The organism is Streptomyces katrae (assembly GCF_000717655.1).
Lineage (GTDB): Bacteria > Actinomycetota > Actinomycetes > Streptomycetales > Streptomycetaceae > Streptomyces > Streptomyces katrae_B.
Map to the genome: position 1 here is coordinate 38,555 of NZ_JNZY01000040.1, position 18,491 is coordinate 57,045.

Below are 18,491 nucleotides of genomic sequence, written 5' to 3' on the forward strand. Positions count from 1 at the left end.
ACCGGATCGTCGGGATGAACCCGGTATGCGCGCTCAGGTCGGCGTCATCGAACGCGGCTAACAGTTCCGCGGACCTGTGCAAGACTTTCACTTCAGAGGTGCCTTGTCGATCGAGCGTGGTGGAAGCATAGGAACTCCCACCATCGCAGGTCAGCAGGCACCTCTTCCTATTCCCCGTCCACCGACAGACCATCAGGCGGCGGCTAGTTCAGGGTGGACAGTTCCCGCCGATCCGTGCCATGCTCATCTATCAGGGGTCGAACCTTAAATGGGGGGATCACTGAATGGGTAACGGGGGATCGCTGATATGGGTAGCGTGAAGAACGGGTTGACGTGGCAGTCGATTTCGAGCAGCGAAAATCACGAGAACTACAGCGCTCGGACAGACTATGTGGCGCCTGATGTATCTGGCAGATGGTCTTCCCCGAGGGCTGGACGATCCCTGTTGCAGACCGAGATAGTGCTGATAATCGAAGACGACATTCGTCGTTACAGTATCGAGGGAATGCTTCGTTCGCTCGACATCCAGTTGATAGTGCAATCCATCACGGACATCGAGGATCTCTCCACATTCTGCAACGGCCAGCTGGTCATTTCAGACAGCAATGCTTTGGGGTCCCTGCCTGGCGAGATCGCTGAAAAGCTGCGCATCCAGAACGACGTACATGTACTGATCCTGGTGGATTCGGCAGACGTTGTTGAGCAATCCTGGGTCGATCACGCAAACGGTTTCCTGGACTGGGCAGACCTCCGCCCCGAGACCCTGCGCGAAGCGATCGTCGACGTGAAGGCCGGACGCTTCCATGTGTCGGCGACCCTGGCGCGACGATCCGTGGCGGCGCCCGACCCAGCCGGTGATGACACCACCTCGCCGCGTGCATCGATGTCTGCCCTGACGGCACGTGAACACCAGGTACTGCGCCTGATTGCCGAGGGGCTCAGCAACCGACAAGTCGCTCGATCGCTGAGTATCTCTGAACATGGAGTTAAACGCGCAGTCGGCATCATTTTGGCCAAGCTCAACTGCCCCAACCGGACTCTTGCGGTTGTTCGGGCCATGGAGTCGGGGCTCCTCGTCATGTGAGGTGTCGGCCAATTGGCGAAGTTCTGTCCGTCGCCGCGGCTAGTCCGAGAACATACTTCTCGATGATCGGCGTGCGGATGGGTGATGTGGGCGTGACTGGACCGCCGGGGCCGTTGCCGAAAACGCGATAGACCGCGCCATGGGCAGGCTTTCCTCCCTCAGTCGCGGCCTGTCGCTGCTTGACGAGCAAGCCGTAGAGGGCCGGGGCATTCGCGAATGCCCCGGCCCTTACGTCTGTGAAGTACACAGCCCTGAAGTTCTCCCTCGGGCTTTGATTTAAGATGAGAATAAGCCTCTTTGGATCGGGCGTCTCGTTTCCCTTCCGTCCCGGCCGCACCTGGATTGCGGCGAACGCCTCGAACAATATTTCTGCTTTTGTCCGAGGCCGTATTCTCCGGCCGGTCACTTGAGAGCGCCGGTCACTTGAGAGCTACGTCGCCCAGTGTTTTCCCCCGCCTGGGAGGCCCAATCGAACTAGGCGCTTTCGCGTCGCAGCGCCTTTACTTCCTTCGCCGTCCAGGAGCCAGCCGGTAGAACTTTCCCTCGGTCTTGCCGGAACTCCACTCGAGGGTGAGTCCGGCGGTGACGGCGGCGAAGTCTTGCCGGAGGCCACGGCCAGGCTCCGTAGTGGCTTCAGCCCGGTGTTCTCGGCACGTGCGAGCCAGACAGGTCTTGTCGGGGTGCGCGCCCGGTCTGTTGCGGGTGGCGGCGGACCCTTCGCTTGCTGCCGCCGTAGCCGAGTTCGACGATCTCCGCATGAAGCCGTGGCGAGTCAGCGTCCGCGGAGTGGCGCTCCCGTCGCTTGGTCTCGCGCAGCCCTTCCATCAACTCCGGTACGCCGTCGGCTGCTGGCCGGCCCCCACGATGGCGGGGACGCCGGTCGTGTCCTCGGTGGGCTCGGCGAGACACTTGCGGTGTTCGCCCATCGCTACGGGCGTGTCCGCGGTGCGGTCGGGCAACACGTCCGCCCGCTCCGGGCACCTGCGGCTCGACCGACCTCTTGATGTGCACATTATGAAAATTCGCTACCCTGACCGGCTGTATCCCGTCCCCTGGAACGGCGCATCGACTCCGAGAAACGCGAAAGCGCCCGGAACGTGCCTTCGTTGACCCCGACCCAGACTGGTACCGATGACCACAAGCGCCCCCGTCGTCCCCGCTGCCTGGCGCCGCCGCGCGCTGCTCGCACCGCTGTTGTCGACCGCCTCGGCATGCCTGCTGGTCGCACGATCTGCTTTCGACTCCGACACGTTCAGGAACTGCCACTACCTGGGCCCCTCCATGCGGATGTACGTCACCTCGTGGGCCGGCGTTGCGTGCGCCCTCGGCTCCCTGCTGGCGTACGCCGCCCTGCGGCGCGCCGCGCGCCGGTACGGACCGCCGGCGTGGTCAACGTGGCAGGGACGCTGCGCGACCGTGTCCGTGCTCATCACATCGGTGCCGTTGGTGGTGCTGCTCATGACGGTCTACGCGCTGTACGCCCCGGACCCGAGCGGTGGGTACGACTGCTCAGGCCTGTACCCACTGACGACGTAGGACGGCCGCCGACGCACCGCGGGGCCTTCGAGCAACGGCCCGAGGCCTCAGTTGCGCGCGCGTCACGCACGGTCTACCGGGCCAGGGCCTGGAACGGGGTGAATCCCACGGATTGATCACGGCAGGATCCGTTGGGCGGGCTGCGGGGCGGGCGTTTCCGGAGCGGGCGCGACGTCACGGGTTTCGCGCATGATCAGCAGCCCGTTGACCATCATCAGTGTTGCGGTCAGGCCGTGGACGCCGAGCGCGGTGGCCACGGAGCCGTGGTGGGCCAGCACGTTGGTCATGTCGCCGTACGCGGCGAGTGCTTCCGTCAGCAGCACCCAGCCCAGCGCCCGGCGGTGACCCGTCACCAGCAGGATGCCCAGCACCAGGGCCAAGACGACGTCGCGGATCCCCTTGGTGATCAGGAAGCCGCCGCCGTCACCGGGCGGCCAGTTCGGCAGGCCGTAGCCCGGCGCCGTCGTTTCCGGGCTCAGGATGTACTCCGTCCCGAACCAGAGGATGAAGAGGATGAAGGCGGCGGCCAGGACGGTGTTGATCTTCTTCAGTGACACGTTCTTCTCCATGCGAGTCTTCGTCAGCGTGGTGGCTTCGTGGAGCTTGCCGAGTCATGTGGGGCCCGATGGAGGCGCGGAGAACGCTGCCGGTCGAGGGGCCCGGCTTGCCGGGATCGCAGTTGTGGGATCGGAGCGGCAGCTGCATCTCGAAGGTGGGGATTTCGATGGTCACCCGCCCCCGGGCAGGGGGGTTGGCCACCGGCGCGGCCTCGGCCCGCGGGGTCAGAGATCCGATGCCCTCCCCGGCTCACCCCGACGCGGCACAAGCCGTCGAACTACAGGGGCGAACCGGCCCACGTCGGGGCAGTGCCGGTATCAGGTGAGGGCGACGACCAGCAGGGTGAACGCGGCGACGATGACGGCGACGCGGATGTAGTGGTAGCGATCCCAGCGGTGCAGCTGCTCCTTCCAGTCGGCGGGCCGGTTCTCGGGGGTCCAGGTCTTGTTTCGGTTGTTGATCGGGACGAGCAGCAGGATCGACATGACCACGCTGAGGATCAGCAGTCCGGCGGCGGTGACGACGAGTCCGGCGCCGTGATGGTGCCATCCGGCGACGGCCCAGATCGCGCTGAGGACGAGCGAGCCCATGTACCAGAACGGCATCAGGGCGCCCATCATCCGGCCGCCGTGGGCGTGGCCGAGCTGGCCGGCGTCCTCGGGAAGCGCGTTCAGGATCCGGTTCATGACGAAGGCGACGGAGAACTCCACCCCCACCATCAGGCCGACGATGACGGTGGTGACGACCTCGAGTGTGGTGAACATGACGATGCCTCCGTGAAATCTAGCGTCGCTAGGTGATGAGGCAACGCTAGTACTGCTTACGCTCGATTGTCTAGCGATGCTAGGATCAATTCATGTCGGTTAAGGAACGCAAGGAGCGCGAACGGGCGGAGCGCGAGCGCCTCATCGTGGCGACAGCCCGTGAACTCGCCGAGCAGCAGGGGTGGGACGCAGTCACCACCCGTCGGCTCGCCGAGCGCATCGAATACAGCCAGCCCGTCCTCTACAGCCACTTCCGCGGCAAACGGGAGATCATCGGCGCCGTCGCCCTCGAGGGCGCCGCCGAGCTGGCCGCGGCGGTGCGGGCCGCGACCGCGGCAGCGGACGGCCCGCGCGAGCGGGTCGCCGCCCTCGCGCGCGCCTACCTCGACTTCGCCGCACGCAACCCGGCGGTCTACGACGCCTTGTTCCAGCTCGACGGCGGCCTGGCGTACGCGCAGGAGGACACACCCGAGCCGCTGAAGGACGCCTTCGCCGCCCTGCTCGAGTGCCTCGCCGAGGTCGCCGGCGATGGCGTCCACCCGGGGATGTTCACCGAGGTGTTCTGGGCGGCTCTGCACGGCCTGGCGACCCTGACCCGAGCGGGCCGCCTGCTGCCCGAGGATGCTGAGCCGAGGGTGGAGCTGTTGGTGGACCGGCTCGCCATGGTCTGATGCCCCGTCCAGCGGCAGCTCGCCTTGCGCATGCTCGGCGCACCCACAGGCCATCCCGTCGCAGCCCTACGACACCAGCCGGCAAAGCACTACCAGGCAGCCGTCGTGCGGCCCGCCGCCGCCTCGATCACCTCGTCCAGCACCTCGCGGGAGCGGTTCAGGTCGCCGATCATCCGGTCGATCCGGTCCCGCTCCGTGGCCAGTTCGGCCACCAGCGCCGGGGTGGCGCGCACCGACGGGCCGCCGTCCTCGTCCCGCATGCAAGGCAGGATCTGCGCGATCTTCGCCGTCGGCCTGATCGTCGCCGAGGCCAGCACCCCGAACGCCGTCGGGCAGACCTACCCGCACATCCCCGGCATCCACACCCCGGCGCAGATCGCCGGCTGGCGCCGGGTCACCGGGGCCGTGCGCGCCGCCGGTGGAGGGGAGATGTTTCTCCAGCTCCAGCACGGCGGCCGGGTCGGCCACCCGGAGACCAGCGGGTACGTGCCGCTCGCCCCGTCCGCGGTGCCGTTCCCCGAGCAGCTGCATACCCCCGGCGGCCTCCGGGACGCTGTCGTACCGCGCGCGATGACGACCGAGGACATAAGGTCCACGGTGGCCGACTTCGCGAGCGCGGCCCGGGGCGCGGTCGAGGCGGGCTTCGCCGGGGTGGAGGTGCACTCCGCCAACGGCCACCTCCTGCACCAGTTCCTTTCCGGCAACACCAATCGCCGTACCGACGCATGGGGCGGCTCCGTCGAGAACCGCATCCGGTTCACCGTCGAGGTGGTCCGGGCCGTCGCCGGGGCCATCGGCCCGGAGCGGGTCGGAGTACGCATCTCGCCCGGACTGGCCGTCAACGGGATCGAGGAGGGCGACACCGAGGAGATCTACCCGGCGCTGGTCAAGGCCTTGGCCGACCTGGCGCCGATCTACCTGCACCAGGTCCACGCCGACCCCGACCGGCCCGCCTTCGCGCAGATCCGCCGGGACTGGCCGGGCACCCTGATCGCCAACCCGGCGCTCTCCCGCGAGGAGGCCGCGGCCGACGGCGGCAAGCGCCGGGGCGAACGACTGCTGTCCGAGGGCGCCGATCTCGTGGCACTCGGCCGGGGCTTCCTCGCCAACCCCGACTTCGTCGAGCGGCTGCGCACGGGCGCGCCGCTCAACGAGATCCTTCCGGAGTTCCTGATGCACGTACAGGGGCCGGAAGGCTACACCGACTACCGCGTGCTCGGAACATAGGGCGTTCGGCCTGTGGCGGGGCCACGGTCACCGGGGCGGCTCGCACGGCCGGGGAAGCGTCACGGTCCCGGGCCGGTGCTCGAAGGTGTCCATGACCAGCCACTCGTCCAGCTCGGGGTCGTAGAGGTTCTGGACACCGAACTGCAACACCTGCCAGAAGGTGCCCCGGTCGTGCTCGTCGACGTAGATGTCGCCCAGCGCGAGCGGCAGACGCGGGTAATTCCCGGGAGGCAGCTCCGGGAAGACCACGCCCACCCGCCAGTGGTTCACGCGCCGCTGAGGGCGGGTGCGCCGCAGGGTCTCCGGCCCGACGAACCGGGCGTTCTCGAACCCCTGGTTCAGCGTCTCCAGGTTGAAACCCGGGATGCGCGAGCAGGGATGTTCGTTCAGACCGGGCCATTTGTACGTCAGTGTGTAGAGCGTGTCGTGGTAGATCAGGTTGGTGAACCAGATCGGGTACTGCGGGCCCCCCGCGGTCATCTGGCTGTCGCCGTCCCTGCCCTCCCAGGTGAACGGCACCGTGATGCCCAGGTCCTGGACGATCCACTTGCCCTTGCCGCGGAAGTTGCGGGGGAGGCGGGGCGGGGGCGGCGTCGGGGAGACGTCCTGCCGTGCGGCCACGGTCCCGAACGACAGCGCGGTCCCGCTCCGGGGCTCGGCGCCGGCCGGGGGCGGAGCCGCCAAGACGAGGGCGACCACTCCGGCAAGAGCGGCAGCCGCCCGACGTGTGCCTTTCCAACCCATGGTCTCCCTCAGCTGTCGCGTCAGGCGCCGTCATGGCGCGGGGGACAAACCGGCGATGCTGGGACACCGTCCCCGGAATTTAGGATTCCGAAACCGACGGCTACGGACCTTGCGGCTGTGGTGTCGTCACTGTGAGTCCGGCCCAGTGCGGCATGCGTCGACGCATGGCGTCAGCGGAAACGGTGCACGAGGTTGCCGCGAGCGGCCTCCCGAGCAGGCGTGCACGCGTTCATGGCACTCTCCCGGGTCACCGGCGCTCCGGTGTACGTCTTGATCACGTCGTTGATGAAGTGCCGTGTGTCGCAAGGGTTGAGGGCTTGTGCCTGAAGGTGGTCGTACATGATGTGGTACATGCGCCGGTCGGAGTGTTTCTCCACGTAGAGATCGCCGGTGAAGCGCTCCAGATAGACGACTCCCGCGTCGGAGTCGGGAAACGTGAGGGTGGAGAACTGTCCTGTGAGCCCAGGGTGGGCTCCGGCGCTATGGGGGAGGACCTGCACGGTGATGTGCGGCTGTTCACCGAGAGCGTTCAGGTGCTCGAGTTGTTCCCGCATGACGTCTCGGTTGCCGATGGTGCGATGCAGTACGGATTCGTCCAGGATCGTCCATAAGCGGAGTGGCCGAGCGGGGTGATGTGCGCGGTGCTGGCGCCGCAGCCGCACGTCGAGACGGACTGCGGCCTGTTCGACCGGGGGGCAAGGGATCGTTTCCGCGATGATCGCAGCTGCGTAGGCACGGGTCTGCAGCAGGCCGGGGACCACCAGCGGCTCGTAGGAGTGGATGGCGGCGGCCTCCGTCTCCAGCCCGATGTACACGCCGTAGGGAACATCGCCGCAGGCAACCCACCAGCCCTGCCGAGCCGATTCCTTCGCCATGCGCATCAGCGAGTCGACGACGTCCTGTTCGGTGACTCCGTAGAGTCGGCACAGATCGCGCACGTCACGCGGATTGATGGGGCGGCGCCCCGTCTCGATGAGGCTGATCTTGGGCTGTGACACGAGCAGGTGCTTCGCCACCTGCACGGACGTCATCCCCGCCGCGCGGCGAAGCTGGCGAAGCTCCGCGCCGAGGCGGCGCCTTCTCACCGTGGGACTTCCGTTCGCCGTCACCGGCGGTGCACCTCCAGCTCAAGAACCTCGCGCAGGCTCCCTCGCCCCACGGCCGACATCGGCAAACCGCATTCTGCATACCCGGCCCGGCACTCCGTGCATCTGCACGAAGAGCACCACCTATTCGGACTAAGACGGCAGGATGGGGGTTGGGCTGTTCCTATAATGCGGCCGTCGGTCGCGGCGGGTACCTGCTGACGGTCTGGGGCCGGCCCGCGGCCGGGTTGCGGGATCGGCGCCAGGGGCGGCGTCAGAATGCGCTGGAGATCCACCGTCGGACGGCTGCGTTGGTGGCGTCGTCGACCGTGGCGAGCACTTCGATGGCGTGGAGGTCGCCGACGAGCGGCGGAACGCCCGCGGCGGTCAGGCAAGCGTGCAGATCAAGGCGTCGGCGGTCCTCGGGACTCAGGCCGCCCGGAGGATGACCGGAAGCGGGAAGAGGGGCCGGGGGGCACGGGGCGTTCGATTCCTCGGCGTCCGCCAAGCCCCGTATGCCCGGGAACCGGTAGGGGTCGAGTGGGGTTCGGGGCGCCTTCGGAAGAGGGGATGAAGGCTGCCACGCATTCATGCAAGAACCTCCGCGAGTGTGTCACTTGTGGCGAGGAAGCTGCGGTGTGCCTGCGGGCACGAGGTGGTTCAGGCCGCCGGCCGGGTGTCTCCGGATCGGTCACGGCCCGGAGTCACCGGTCTTGCAGGGCGTGGGCCCCGGCTGCGATGACCTCGGCGAGCCGGTTGGCAAGGTCTGTGCTGCATCCTCCGAGCCGGACCAGACCACGGCAGCCCACAGGGCCGTCGTTGCTGAGTGAGGGAAGGACCAGGCCGGCGAGGGCCAGTGCGGCCTGGAGGTTGGTGACGGCTGCCTGGCCGGCCCGGTACGCGGCGTCCTGGCGTCGCTCGTAACGGATTCGCTCCGCGTGGGCGAGGTCGTGGATCATGATGCTGTCCTCTCTCAATGGACGGGAAACGGGGCGCTCAAGCGCGTTGCCCCTTCGGACGGTTGGGGCACCCGGGCGCCCGGGAGCACAGGGGGCCCCGCGTTCGCACTTCACGGCGTGCGGATCCCTCGTGCGGAGTGGTGGTGCACCGTGGTCGTGCGGATCCGCCGGGTCGCGCTCCGCTGGGTTCGGCTCGGGCCTTGATGCCCAGGTCGCGGCGGTTCGGTGCGGTAGACCCGTAGGACTGAGACCGTGCCCAGCCCGTGACCTATCGGTTTCGATCTTCGTTCCTAAGATGGAAGTGATCACGAGCGCGCGAATCCGGGAAGGATCGAGTTGTCCGACACGTCAGCGACGCTCGACCGTTGTGCGCCGCGTCCCCACGACGCCACGCTCCGTGGAACCCTCGCTCCGGACTCCTTCGACTCCAACCCCGGTAAAGGACGCAACATCGACCTGCAACGGGACCCCCTGCGACGGCGGGCTGATCCGCCATGGTCGCGTCGACCGCTCTCCCCGCGCAGCAGGGGTACCAGGCTGTCGCGCGCGCTGGACGGGCGACTCCCTCATGACCCGTAGCGGAATCTGTAGCCGGGGGCGGAATGCCCCGCGGGCCGGTGGTCCACCACCGGGAATTCGGAAACCGGCGTACCCGGGCTGCTCGGCGCGGCCGGCGGCCGAAGCGGGGAGGCCGTCCGGTTGCGGTGGCGCGGGACGGGGTGACGGGGTGGTCGTGTGAGTGTGATCTGGCGGACGAGTTGCTGGAAGCAGGCCAGTGCCGCGATGGGAGGAAGCGTGGCCGCAGCCTGCGCGGCAAAGGTTCTGGGCGCCTGGGCCACGCACAGAAGGGTGGCGAGGGTGGAGAACAAGAGGACGATGGACCAGGAATGGATGGCGCGACGTTGGTGCAGGGCTGCCCGGAGGATGGACAGGGAAGCGACCATCCAGGGTCCGTAGAGCAGCAGCGGCCACCAGCTGACGACGTCATGCGCGGTGCCCGGTCCGGCGCTCTGGCGCAGGGCCTCGGAGATGGCCAGCCCGCTGAAGATGCTCACCACGGCGGCGATGACCGCGACCAGCAACGCCGAGAAGAGGCTGCCCGTTCGGAAAAGGGTCAGCATCGGAGCCTTCGGTGGAACCCGGCGGTGCCCGTGGGAGGCCTCCGCGCGCGGCCCGTCGTGGGGGCCCTGAGGCAGCCCGGCGGCAAGGTCGGCGGCGCTGACCGTGTCCGCGGTTTCATCGAATCCGATCCACTCGAGCGGCTCTGCGTGCCTCGCTCCCCTGGATTCCTGCAGAAGGTAGGCCAGCTCCTCCGCCGGATCCCACCCGGATTGCACCTCGCTCAGCCCGAGGGGCGGCTGCGCGGGCGCTGTGTGCTGCACGGGTTCCGTCCCCGGCCAGGACACCACGCCTTCCGGCTGGCCGTAGAAACTGCTCGCGTCGTGAAGTCCGTACTCATACAAGGGAGTTCCGCCCGGAGCACTCGCCGGTGGACGGCTTGACCGAAGCAGCCTCTTGAAGCCGTCGGCCGAAGTCGTTCTCGATCGCGCTCATCGCCTCGAGGAAGTCCTCGAAGACCGACGACGAGTAGTGGAGATCGACTTCCCTCCCCTCACGGTGCAACGTAGCGCTCTCGTTCGGCGGCCAGTCTGTTGAGACCGGCGTGTAGGTCCATTTCCCCACCCTCGTGGCCCCCGCGCGAACACCGCGTCCATCGCCCTCGGAGCTCTGCGGAAAAATTGTCGAGTGGTTTGCTGTTGTCATAGTCCACCCAACGCTTCGGAACCTTAGGAAGGTGTGCTCCAAGCAGGTGAGGGTGGCGAGGCAGGCGCGGGTTGACGGGGGTCGCTTATCGGTTATGCACATGCCGAAGTCCGCATCCACACCCCGTGCGAGCTGCAGTTCTTCCCGTCGGCAGCAAGTAGTGCCGTAGGGCCGGGGTGCCCTCGGAATGCGTGACCTCCCCTGTGCGCACGGCCGCCGGGCCCGCCGTACAAGCGCACTCGGCCCCTGACCCGGCGCTCACGTTCCGCCACGCGCCCCCGTCCCGGCGGATCCTCCGGAGCGTGACACATGGCTTGAGATCCCTCCGCCATGGGCGAATCCGACCGTGTCGCCCCACGGCCGCCCCGTCCCGACCCGACTGCTCATAGGTAAAGCATGCGAACTGATTGCTGCGCATGACTGCAAACGGCTGACAAAACGCAACCCGTAATATGCCTCCGCGTTATGACGAGGTGTCGCCGGAGCCCCGGCCACAGGCGCCACTTTCGCCTCAGTCACGGAAAGGAACCGCTGTGACAGACGCCCTACCGTGGATCGTGCTGATCTGCGCTGCACTGGGTACGGGAATCACCGCTTGGACGTCATCAGGGGTTGGCCGTATGCACTACACAGACAGCCGAGAACTACAACGCGCACAACACTTCAAGGACGTCCTGTCCCGGCACGTGGACGCATTGCAGGCCCGGCACGGAGGGGCGGCGGGGGCAGCACGGGAGACGACCGGTGTCCCGGCCGGTGTCCCGGCCTGCTCCGAGTGCGGTGCCATGTCCGGTCGGCTGTGAACCCGTTCGACCCACCGCGACCGCAGTAGACAGCACCAGCCGTACTCGCTCGCCCGGCGGCGCGCTGTCAGTGGTGTGGAAGGGGTGGTCGTTCTCTCGTCACGTGCACGCACGGTCTGCCCCTCGGGCGGTTCGCTGATGTCCTCGTCGCCGTTCTGGCTGGCCTCGACTGTGCCGTTCTGCGGTGGGTCTGGCTGCCGTGGGACAGCGGCAGGGGCTATGGCGAAGCCGCGCAGGAGGTCGGTGAGCTCGCGCAGCTGCCGTATCTCCTCACGTGTTTCCTCCCGGCCCTCCCGCAAGTCGGCGATCATCTTGTCCTGGCGGCGGCGCAGCTCCCGGTTCTCCTCGCAGCCCGGTGACCCCGTGGAGCGAGGTCCCAGCGTCGGGCGGCAGGTGGCCAGCTGTGGGCGCGACGCGGGAAGAAGGCCGGCTCCCGTCGGGTGGCGGCGCGGCTGTTGCGGATGGGGCCTGCTGGGAATGATCCGTTCATGACGAGCTACGTGCCTTCGCCCGATGAGGTGTCCGCCGCGCAGACATCCAACGGCGGCTGGACCAAGAGGCAGCTGGCCGAATGGGGAGTGCCGTGGCCTCCGCCGTCCGGCTGGCGCAAGTACCTCGAAGCGAAGTGGAACGGCGAAGACGTGGCCGAGTTACCCCGTCAGGAGCCTGACCGGGACACCCTGTTCTGACCTCACCCGTGCTGGGGCTCGCGTAGCAGGTCGTGGAGAACGAGGTGCGGCCCGGGTTCGTCGGGGCCCACCTCTTGTCCGTGCTCCTCACGCAGACCGCGAGCGGATTGCCGTGCTGGAGCGGGCCGAGCGTGTCCGCGCGGACGCCGCCAGCCGCCGGTCGTGGAACGGGTCATCGAGTACGGCATCACTGCTCAGCGCCGGCCCGAGGTCGTACCCACCGGCGACTGCCGCATGACCTCCGGCCGCCTGCTGCTGGAGATGGGCGCCCGCGGCCCGGGCACATCGACAGCCTGGGCGACACCACCTGCCCGACGACCTCCACGTTCCTCGGCGTGGGATCGGCGCACATCGGGGAGTCCGGCTCCCGCGACGTCATCGCTGACGCCACGGCGGAGATCGTCCGAGCCCTGCCCGTGCACGGCCCGCCGTCCTCAAGGGGGACGATCCGCTCGTGGTCGCCATGGCCCTCAACGCCCTGGCCGCAGCTACGACCGCCGCCGCTGCCGCGATCCCCGCCGACCGCATCGCCCAGGGGCTGCGGGAGGCCGAGATTCCAGCGGAGGCCGTATGAAGGTGACCACCTGGCCGGACGCGGTCACCCGGGGTCGCGGGCGCTCCGCTCCTGAAAGCGCGGCCCTTTGGGCGAGTGCGAGTCCCGTCCGTCCATCGACGGACGGGACTCGTCTCTCAGGCGGCGGCCTCTGCGGCCTCTGCGACGTCGGCCCCCTCGGCGGCGGCGGCCGGTCGCGGCTTGCGGACGAGCGGGACCGTCGCGCACGCGGCGAGCAGGGACGCCACGGCGACCGCGTACCAGCCGTGCCGGAACGCGGCGACAGCGTGTCCGGGTGCTGGGGTGCCGAGGATGCCGACCAGGATCGCGACGCCGAGGACCGCGCCGATCTGGCGGCCCATCGAGGTGATGGCCGAGCCGGTGGCGAAGCGGGCCGGCGGCAGGGCGGCCGCCGACGCCCCGGTCAGTACCGGGAGCGTCATGCCGACGCCGAGGCCGGTCAGCATCATGCCGGGCAGGAGCGAGGCCGCGTAGGCCGAGCCGGTGTCGAGCGTCGCGGCCCACCACAGGATGCCGGCCGCGAACAGGACGGTGCCCGCCAGCGCGATGCGGCCCGCACCGAATCTGGCGACGGCGGGCCCGATGCGCAACGCGACCGGCGGCACCAGCAAGGGGCCCGGCGCGATGGCGAAGCCGGTGCGCAGAGCCGAGTAGCCCCACACCCCCTGGCACCACAGCACCGCGCCGAGCAGCATTCCGGCGAACGCGACGGTGAACAGCGTCAGCGCGGCCGCGGCGGATGCGAATGCCGGAACCCGCAGCAGCGGCAGCTCGACGATCGGCACGGGATGGCGGGCCGAACGCAGGACGAACCAGACGCCGAGCAGCACCGCGGCAGCCAGGCCGCCCACGGCGCGGGCACTCGTCCAGCCCCAGTCAGGAGCCTTGACCAGGTCGAGCGCGAGCGTGGCGATCGATCCGGTGAGAAGGGCGGCGCCGAACAGGTCGGGCAGCGGACTCTTCTCCGCCCCAGCGCGTCCGGGCGACGGCAGCACCGTGACACCGAGCGCGAACGCCGCGATCCCCACTGGCACGTTGACGATGAACACCCAGCGCCATCCGGCCTCGACCAGCAGCCCGCCGGCCACCGGCCCGAGTCCGGCGGCGATCCCGCCGATCGACGCCCAGGCCCGCACCGCCCCGGCGCGCTTCTCGGGCGCCGTCGTCTCGAGCAGCAGCGCGAGCGACGTCGGCATCAGCAGCGCGGCGCCGGCGGCCTGCACGAGCCGTGCCGCGACCAGCGTCCCGACGTTGGGAGCGAGTGCGCAGCCGACCGAGGCGAGGGTGAACACCGCCAATCCGGTCAGGAAGACCGGCTTGTGGCCGGAGCGGTCGGCGACGCGGCCGGCGACTACGAGGAGCGCCGCGAAGACGATCGCGTAGCCGTTGAGGACCCAGGAGAGGGAGCCGAGGCCGCTGCCGCCGAACGAGCGGCCGATCTCCGGGAGGGCCGCGTTGACGATGAAGAGGTCGAGGTTCGACATGAAGACCGCGGCCGTGACCGTCGCGAACACGGCTCGAGACGCCCTAGGTGGGTTTGAAAATCCAACTGTCATGGATCGGAGGCTAGCCGGGCGAGTTTGAAAACACAACGGACGCGAGAGAGGATGGGAACGTGACCTCGAACGCGAAGCAGGGCGAGAACTCGGTTCCGCACCCCGAAGTGCCCGGTCGGCCGTGCTCCGCGGCCGCCGCGCTGCAACTCGTCGGCGAACGCTGGGCCCTCCTGGCGATCCGCGAGATCTTCTACGGCAACCAGCGCTTCGACCGGATCGTCCGCAACACCGGCGCCCCCCGCGACCGCCTCGCCGCCAGACTGCGCGCACTGGAAGAGGCGGGCGTGGTCGAGCGCCGCGCCTACAGCGAGCGCCCCTTGCGCTTCGAATACCACCTCACGGAAGCCGGCCGCGATCTCGCACCGGTGATGCACGCGCTGCTGGCCTGGGGCGATCGCTGGGCAGTGGACACTCCGCCGGTCGCCTTCCGGCATCGCGGCGGGCCCGGCTCCGAGCACGACGCCGAGCACGACCTCGATCTGAAGTCGACGTGCCGGACCTGCGGTGAGGAGGCCGGGTCGGGAGGTCTCACGGTCGACGTGCGGGCGCCTGGATGGGATCGGGCCGGGCCGATCGAAGGCTCCTGAAGTCAGCAGCGACCAGGGGTGAGGGGTCGCCTCGATTGGCCGGATAGGCCAGCGCACCCCGTTTGGAGCTTGCTCGGATTCCCAACGGGTTCCCGGTGGGTCTCAAGCTCACCTCTGATGTGAGGGACGTCTGGCGCAGCCCACTCGGCTCTGAGGTACTGCCGCCTGTCGAGGCGGGAGAAGACCAGGTCGCTCAGTCACGTCCGTACGGCAGCGCCCTGGTGGCTGAAGGTCCCGCTGCGCCAGGTGATGTATCGGCTCGTCTCCGAGGGCGTCCTGCCGCGCACGCCGCCGATGTACCGCCCCTGTCCGCGCAGCTGGCCGGCCGCCTGCCGAGAAGGCCGCTTCCCCCAACCTGATAGACACCGTCCGCGAAGTCCGCGTCCCGCCTACCGGGCCGGACGCGACCACCATCGTGAGGGAGATGCCCGGCTGGTTCCGGCTGGACATCACCAACCCCTCCGTCCCGTACGCGAGGGAATGTCCCCGCACACGATCGCGTCCATGTGCACGACCAAATTAAACGACGCGGGCACGTTGAACCCGGTACGCCCCCACTCCGCCGTTTCGCGCGCCCCTACTTAACGAACTTCAAGACGGTGCGGCCGGCTTTCCACGCTCCGAGGGCTGCCCCGCCGCCCTTCACTGCCTTCTGACCGAGTGCGCGCATGCGCGCCCGGTCTTCCGTGGATGCCGACTGGTACGCCTCCTCGGCTTTCACTCCCGCACAGACGCCGCCTACAGCGCCCGTGGTGAGACCGACGACCATGCCCGTCGGGCCGGCGATCAGGAACCCCGCGATGCCCCCGCCGGCGGTCAGCGCCCCTGCCACCGCGGGGCCGACGACGCAGCCCACGGCCACGTCCGGTGCCGCTGCCACGAGGGTTACGACATAGTCGAGGTACTGCTTGTCGCACGCGCCTTGCGCAGACTGCGCAGGTATTCTTCCTTGTCTTCCTCGAAATTTCCCACTGTTGATCCTCTGCTGCGGCGATGAAGGTCTTGACGAAGACCTTGAGGAGGAACGAACTTGATGACCAGCGGCCCCAGCCTCCCGGGAGGCGCCCACCGCTGGGGCCCTCCGCGCCGCCGAGCTGTCCGCAGCACCCGGACCCCACCTGGCCACCCGGCCCGAAAGCGACACGCTGTACCTCTTCGCGGCCGAGGCCACCCCCGCGCTCCACCCCGCGAGCGTGCAGCCGGCTCTCCCGCACACGTACGCCGCCCCCGTCGGCATCAGCGAAGGAGCACCCGCACACGACACCGACACCCTCACGACGAACGATCTGCTCGTCTTCCGCACGTAAGGGCCGGTGGCGGGGGAGAGCTGACTGCCGGCCTGACTGACCCGAGCCCGGCGGCCGTTTCACGGCCGCCTCGGCGGCGAAGCCGACCTAGACGTACGCGACCGGCGTATGCACGGGCGGTCTCCGCAGGGGATGCCCTTGACCAACGCAGAGCGGGCAGCAGCGGGCAGTTCCTGCCGGACCCGACGACGAGGGCAGACCCCGCAGCCTCCGCCCGGGCGAGGCCGCCGCTGATGCCAGGCGCAGTGGTGCCGACGGCAGGATCCCCTCTGTGCAACACTCCGACAGCTGGCAGCCCTGCCTCCGACGCCCCTGACTGCACGTCGTGCCCTTCATCCGGTCCTTCGCTGTGCCGGCCTGTCGGTGACGGGTGAAAAGTGAACCGCTGAACGCATCCCAGGTCTGGCAGCCCGGACTGGAGGTGGGGTCGCCAATGACACGAAAGCGGTTCATCGCACCAGGACGTCGGGACTACGGCACGAGGACGATCTTGCCCTGGACCCGGCCGGTTTCGCTGAGCTCGTGGGCCTTCGCAGCCTCGGTGAGCGGGAGGGTCTCGGAGATCGTGGGGCGTACGCCGTGGGTGTCGACGAGTTCGGCGAAGGCGGTCAGCACGGCGGGAGTGGGTTCCAGGAAGAACTCCACGAATCGGATGCCGAGTTCGTCGGCGCGGGCCGTCACCTCGGTGCGGTCCACGCCCACGCCGACGACGTCGACCAGGATGCCGCCCGGCTTGAGGGTGGGCAGGGAACGCGGGCCGTAGTCGTTGCTGATCGTGTCCAGCACCGCATCGATGCTGCGCAGGGCCGAGAAGTCCTCCACCGTGTAGTCGATCAGCTCGTCGGCGCCGAGTCCGCGCAGGTAGTCGTGCTTGGCGGCGCGGGCCGTGCCGATGACGTACGCGCCCCGGGCCTTGGCGATCTGCACGGCGAGGTGGCCGACGCCGCCGGCCGCGCCGTGGATCAGCACCCGCTGGCCGGGCCGTACATCGGAGAGGGTGACCAGGGCCTGGTAGGCGGTGAAGCCGGAGATCGGCAGCGCCGCGGAGCCGACGTGGTCCAGGGTGCGCGGCTTGGGCGCGATCCGGTCTTCGGTCACCACCACGTGGTCGGCATGGCTGCCCTGCGGCGGGACGGTCCAGCCGTAGACCTCCTCACCCACCGCGAAGCGGGTCACGCCCTCGCCGGTGCCTTCCACCACGCCGCTGAACTCGTGGCCGAGCACGAACGGCGGCGGGCCGAAGAAGTCCACCTTGCCGATGCGGACCTTCCAGTCCGCAGGGTTCATACCGGTGGCCCGTACGCGCACCAGGACCTCGCCGGGGCCCGGCGAGGGAAGGGGTATTTCGGCGAGTTCCAGCACGTCGGAGCCGCCGATGGCCTGCTGTGTGATCACCCGTGTCGTCGTCATGCAGAACATTCTGCGCTTGGTGATCATGAGAGAGAAGCAGTTTCGCCACCGGCCTGGCACGAAAGACACCGCCCAGTGCGGCGATGTCTGTGAAGGGGACCGTCGACGCTGGCGAGGTGTCCCTGCGCACCCTGCCAGGCGGGGCGGCCGCCGCCTGGTGCGCTCGGGCGGGGCCGGCTCGGACGTCGTGGAACGGGCCGCTGGCGCGAGCGGCGCGTCGTCCGTGCTGCTGGTGCGGGTGCGCCTCCGGGTTCAGCAGAGCGGTCTGAGCGGTCTGACAGCCCGGGCCGCCTCAGCCGCTAGCCGCTGCACGCGCGATCCGCCCATCATCCCGTCCACGGCAGGCGTCCGCAGCGGCCCGTCGGATAGGCGTCCTTCGCCCGCTGGCGGTTTCCCCCGACGTGGCGTCGAGGCCGACGGTGTGGTCGGCGGTGGGGGCCCAGAACCGGTAGGCCATCCGTTTCACCTTCACGGGTGCCCTCACAGTGTCGCAGGGCAGGGGTCGGTGACGTGGCATACGGCTTCGTGTCCGCCGCTGACTGCGGACCGGATCCTGGCTGAGCGGGAGTAAGCCCCCGCCCGGATGCCGGTGACGTGGGAGGGTGCCGGATCGTTTCAGCCGATGTGAATGAAAGATTCCGTTGCGCTGTGCCGGGTCCCCCTCGAACGACCCCCGGCGGCCCGTCCCACGGGCCCCTGCGGCTCCCCGTCCGGCTTTTGACTCCATACCGGGAGGCGGTGTGAGGGGACGGTGCTTCTACTGGTGCCGCTCCTGTCGGCAGCCGCTCTATGCCACCAGTTCGGCCGCCATCCCGGCGGATCGGGACTGGGAGATCGACCACCAGCACCCCGGGGAGTGCGCCAATGGGCACCTGATGCCCCTGACCGGCAGGGCGGCCGTCCCGGAAGACCTGCCCAACGCTCCCCGCGTCCTGCGCCTCTTCGGCTCCTGAGCGACGGCGCCCGCGGGACGATTAGCTCACCGGCAAACACGCGAAAATCTATATCGGCCAGAGTAGACATTGGGCGATGGCGTGGTTATGGTTTCTCTCGTAGCCCAGTCAAGAAGGGCCTGGCAGAGACGAACTGCCGGGCAGCAGTACCCGCAGTTGCAGTTCGCATGACGGTGCGGTGGTGGAGTTCCGAAGCCAGGGTTGTTGCAGGACGGCGACG

General features: G+C 68.8%; 19 protein-coding genes and 1 pseudogene. 7 read left to right on the plus strand and 13 right to left on the minus strand.

The genetic code is table 11. The features are described from left to right. Positions 1–460 precede the first annotated feature (460 nt). Positions 461–1,084: a helix-turn-helix transcriptional regulator gene (locus tag IF09_RS42140; protein ID WP_158710111.1), complete on the plus strand. Its 624-nt coding sequence runs from the start codon at positions 461–463 to the stop codon at positions 1,082–1,084. On the opposite strand, the gene IF09_RS45985 is transcribed toward IF09_RS42140, so the two are convergent. After that, entirely contained in the window at positions 1,077–1,448 is a 372-nt protein-coding gene (locus tag IF09_RS45985) for a hypothetical protein (protein ID WP_158710112.1), read from the minus strand. The genes IF09_RS42140 and IF09_RS45985 overlap by 8 nt on opposite strands. Before the next feature lie 460 nt (positions 1,449–1,908). Next, positions 1,909–2,046: a hypothetical protein gene (locus IF09_RS45990; protein WP_158710113.1), complete on the minus strand. Its 138-nt coding sequence runs from the start codon at positions 2,044–2,046 to the stop codon at positions 1,909–1,911. A gap of 169 nt (positions 2,047–2,215) precedes the next feature. On the opposite strand from IF09_RS45990, the gene IF09_RS45995 reads away from it, so the two are divergent. Further along, positions 2,216–2,620: a hypothetical protein gene (locus tag IF09_RS45995; RefSeq protein ID WP_158710114.1), complete on the plus strand. Its 405-nt coding sequence runs from the start codon at positions 2,216–2,218 to the stop codon at positions 2,618–2,620. Between the two features lie 116 nt (positions 2,621–2,736). Here IF09_RS45995 and IF09_RS0132525 read toward each other — a convergent pair whose 3' ends face one another. Both IF09_RS0132525 and IF09_RS0132530 read right to left on the minus strand, forming a co-directional pair. Next, the gene (locus tag IF09_RS0132525; RefSeq protein ID WP_030301937.1) at positions 2,737–3,177 is read right to left on the minus strand and encodes a DUF4267 domain-containing protein; all 441 of its coding nucleotides are present in this window, start codon (positions 3,175–3,177) and stop codon (positions 2,737–2,739) included. A gap of 318 nt (positions 3,178–3,495) precedes the next feature. Further along, a complete protein-coding gene (locus IF09_RS0132530) occupies positions 3,496–3,942 on the minus strand; it encodes a DUF1772 domain-containing protein (RefSeq protein WP_030301938.1) in 447 nt (148 codons plus the stop codon). Positions 3,943–4,034: 92 nt separating this feature from the next. Here IF09_RS0132530 and IF09_RS0132535 point away from each other — a divergent pair, with 92 nt between their 5' ends. Beyond that, entirely contained in the window at positions 4,035–4,613 is a 579-nt protein-coding gene (locus IF09_RS0132535) for a TetR/AcrR family transcriptional regulator (RefSeq protein WP_030301940.1), read from the plus strand. An 89-nt stretch (positions 4,614–4,702) separates the two neighbouring features. Here IF09_RS0132535 and IF09_RS46545 read toward each other — a convergent pair. After that, positions 4,703–4,903: pseudogene (locus IF09_RS46545) on the minus strand (MerR family transcriptional regulator); the annotation flags it as partial. On the opposite strand from IF09_RS46545, the gene IF09_RS0132545 reads away from it, so the two are divergent. Next, positions 4,872–5,840 carry a 12-oxophytodienoate reductase gene (locus tag IF09_RS0132545; RefSeq protein ID WP_051833276.1) on the plus strand — a complete coding sequence of 323 codons (969 nt, stop codon included), beginning with the start codon at positions 4,872–4,874 and terminating at the stop codon, positions 5,838–5,840. The pseudogene IF09_RS46545 and the gene IF09_RS0132545 sit on opposite strands and share 32 nt — an antisense overlap. A 27-nt stretch (positions 5,841–5,867) precedes the next feature. Here IF09_RS0132545 and IF09_RS0132550 read toward each other — a convergent pair whose 3' ends face one another. From IF09_RS0132550 to IF09_RS46000, 5 genes are all read right to left on the minus strand, one after another. Next, positions 5,868–6,584 carry a hypothetical protein gene (locus IF09_RS0132550; RefSeq protein WP_158710115.1) on the minus strand — a complete coding sequence of 239 codons (717 nt, stop codon included), beginning with the start codon at positions 6,582–6,584 and terminating at the stop codon, positions 5,868–5,870. 170 nt (positions 6,585–6,754) lie between these two features. Further along, positions 6,755–7,693, minus strand: coding sequence for a helix-turn-helix domain-containing protein (locus IF09_RS0132555; protein ID WP_030301949.1), 939 nt, complete (start codon positions 7,691–7,693; stop codon positions 6,755–6,757). A gap of 680 nt (positions 7,694–8,373) precedes the next feature. Then, the gene (locus IF09_RS0132560; protein WP_030301951.1) at positions 8,374–8,628 is read right to left on the minus strand and encodes a hypothetical protein; all 255 of its coding nucleotides are present in this window, start codon (positions 8,626–8,628) and stop codon (positions 8,374–8,376) included. 566 nt (positions 8,629–9,194) lie between these two features. After that, positions 9,195–9,749, minus strand: a complete 555-nt coding sequence (locus IF09_RS47540) for a hypothetical protein (RefSeq protein WP_234321230.1) — start codon at positions 9,747–9,749, stop codon at positions 9,195–9,197. Positions 9,750–10,083: 334 nt separating this feature from the next. After that, positions 10,084–10,434, minus strand: coding sequence for a hypothetical protein (locus tag IF09_RS46000; protein WP_158710116.1), 351 nt, complete (start codon positions 10,432–10,434; stop codon positions 10,084–10,086). Between the two features lie 1,249 nt (positions 10,435–11,683). On the opposite strand from IF09_RS46000, the gene IF09_RS40995 reads away from it, so the two are divergent. After that, positions 11,684–11,884, plus strand: coding sequence for a hypothetical protein (locus IF09_RS40995; RefSeq protein ID WP_037636635.1), 201 nt, complete (start codon positions 11,684–11,686; stop codon positions 11,882–11,884). Positions 11,885–12,574: 690 nt separating this feature from the next. Here the strand turns inward: IF09_RS40995 and IF09_RS0132585 are convergent. Then, the gene (locus IF09_RS0132585; RefSeq protein WP_234321231.1) at positions 12,575–13,972 is read right to left on the minus strand and encodes an MFS transporter; all 1,398 of its coding nucleotides are present in this window, start codon (positions 13,970–13,972) and stop codon (positions 12,575–12,577) included. A 101-nt stretch (positions 13,973–14,073) separates the two neighbouring features. Here IF09_RS0132585 and IF09_RS41000 point away from each other — a divergent pair, with 101 nt between their 5' ends. Further along, positions 14,074–14,601, plus strand: coding sequence for a winged helix-turn-helix transcriptional regulator (locus IF09_RS41000; RefSeq protein ID WP_078613590.1), 528 nt, complete (start codon positions 14,074–14,076; stop codon positions 14,599–14,601). A 577-nt stretch (positions 14,602–15,178) separates the two neighbouring features. On the opposite strand, the gene IF09_RS0132595 is transcribed toward IF09_RS41000, so the two are convergent. Both IF09_RS0132595 and IF09_RS0132605 read right to left on the minus strand, forming a co-directional pair. Continuing rightward, positions 15,179–15,481, minus strand: a complete 303-nt coding sequence (locus IF09_RS0132595) for a hypothetical protein (RefSeq protein ID WP_158710117.1) — start codon at positions 15,479–15,481, stop codon at positions 15,179–15,181. 898 nt (positions 15,482–16,379) lie between these two features. After that, a complete protein-coding gene (locus IF09_RS0132605; protein WP_030301961.1) occupies positions 16,380–17,318 on the minus strand; it encodes an NADP-dependent oxidoreductase in 939 nt (312 codons plus the stop codon). Positions 17,319–18,058: 740 nt separating this feature from the next. Between IF09_RS0132605 and IF09_RS0132610 the strand changes: the two genes are divergently transcribed. Further along, positions 18,059–18,271: a hypothetical protein gene (locus tag IF09_RS0132610; protein ID WP_030301963.1), complete on the plus strand. Its 213-nt coding sequence runs from the start codon at positions 18,059–18,061 to the stop codon at positions 18,269–18,271. Positions 18,272–18,491 lie beyond the last annotated feature (220 nt).

Coding starts and splice junctions, on each gene's coding strand:
- IF09_RS47540 (WP_234321230.1), bottom strand. CDS start 9,749: ATGCTGACCCTTTTCCGAACGGGCAGCCTCTTCTCGGCGTTGCTGGTC.
- IF09_RS45995 (WP_158710114.1), top strand. CDS start 2,216: ATGACCACAAGCGCCCCCGTCGTCCCCGCTGCCTGGCGCCGCCGCGCG.
- IF09_RS0132535 (WP_030301940.1), top strand. CDS start 4,035: ATGTCGGTTAAGGAACGCAAGGAGCGCGAACGGGCGGAGCGCGAGCGC.
- IF09_RS0132545 (WP_051833276.1), top strand. CDS start 4,872: ATGCAAGGCAGGATCTGCGCGATCTTCGCCGTCGGCCTGATCGTCGCC.
- IF09_RS0132605 (WP_030301961.1), bottom strand. CDS start 17,318: ATGACGACGACACGGGTGATCACACAGCAGGCCATCGGCGGCTCCGAC.
- IF09_RS0132530 (WP_030301938.1), bottom strand. CDS start 3,942: ATGTTCACCACACTCGAGGTCGTCACCACCGTCATCGTCGGCCTGATG.
- IF09_RS40995 (WP_037636635.1), top strand. CDS start 11,684: ATGACGAGCTACGTGCCTTCGCCCGATGAGGTGTCCGCCGCGCAGACA.
- IF09_RS0132550 (WP_158710115.1), bottom strand. CDS start 6,584: ATGGGTTGGAAAGGCACACGTCGGGCGGCTGCCGCTCTTGCCGGAGTG.
- IF09_RS0132560 (WP_030301951.1), bottom strand. CDS start 8,628: ATGATCCACGACCTCGCCCACGCGGAGCGAATCCGTTACGAGCGACGC.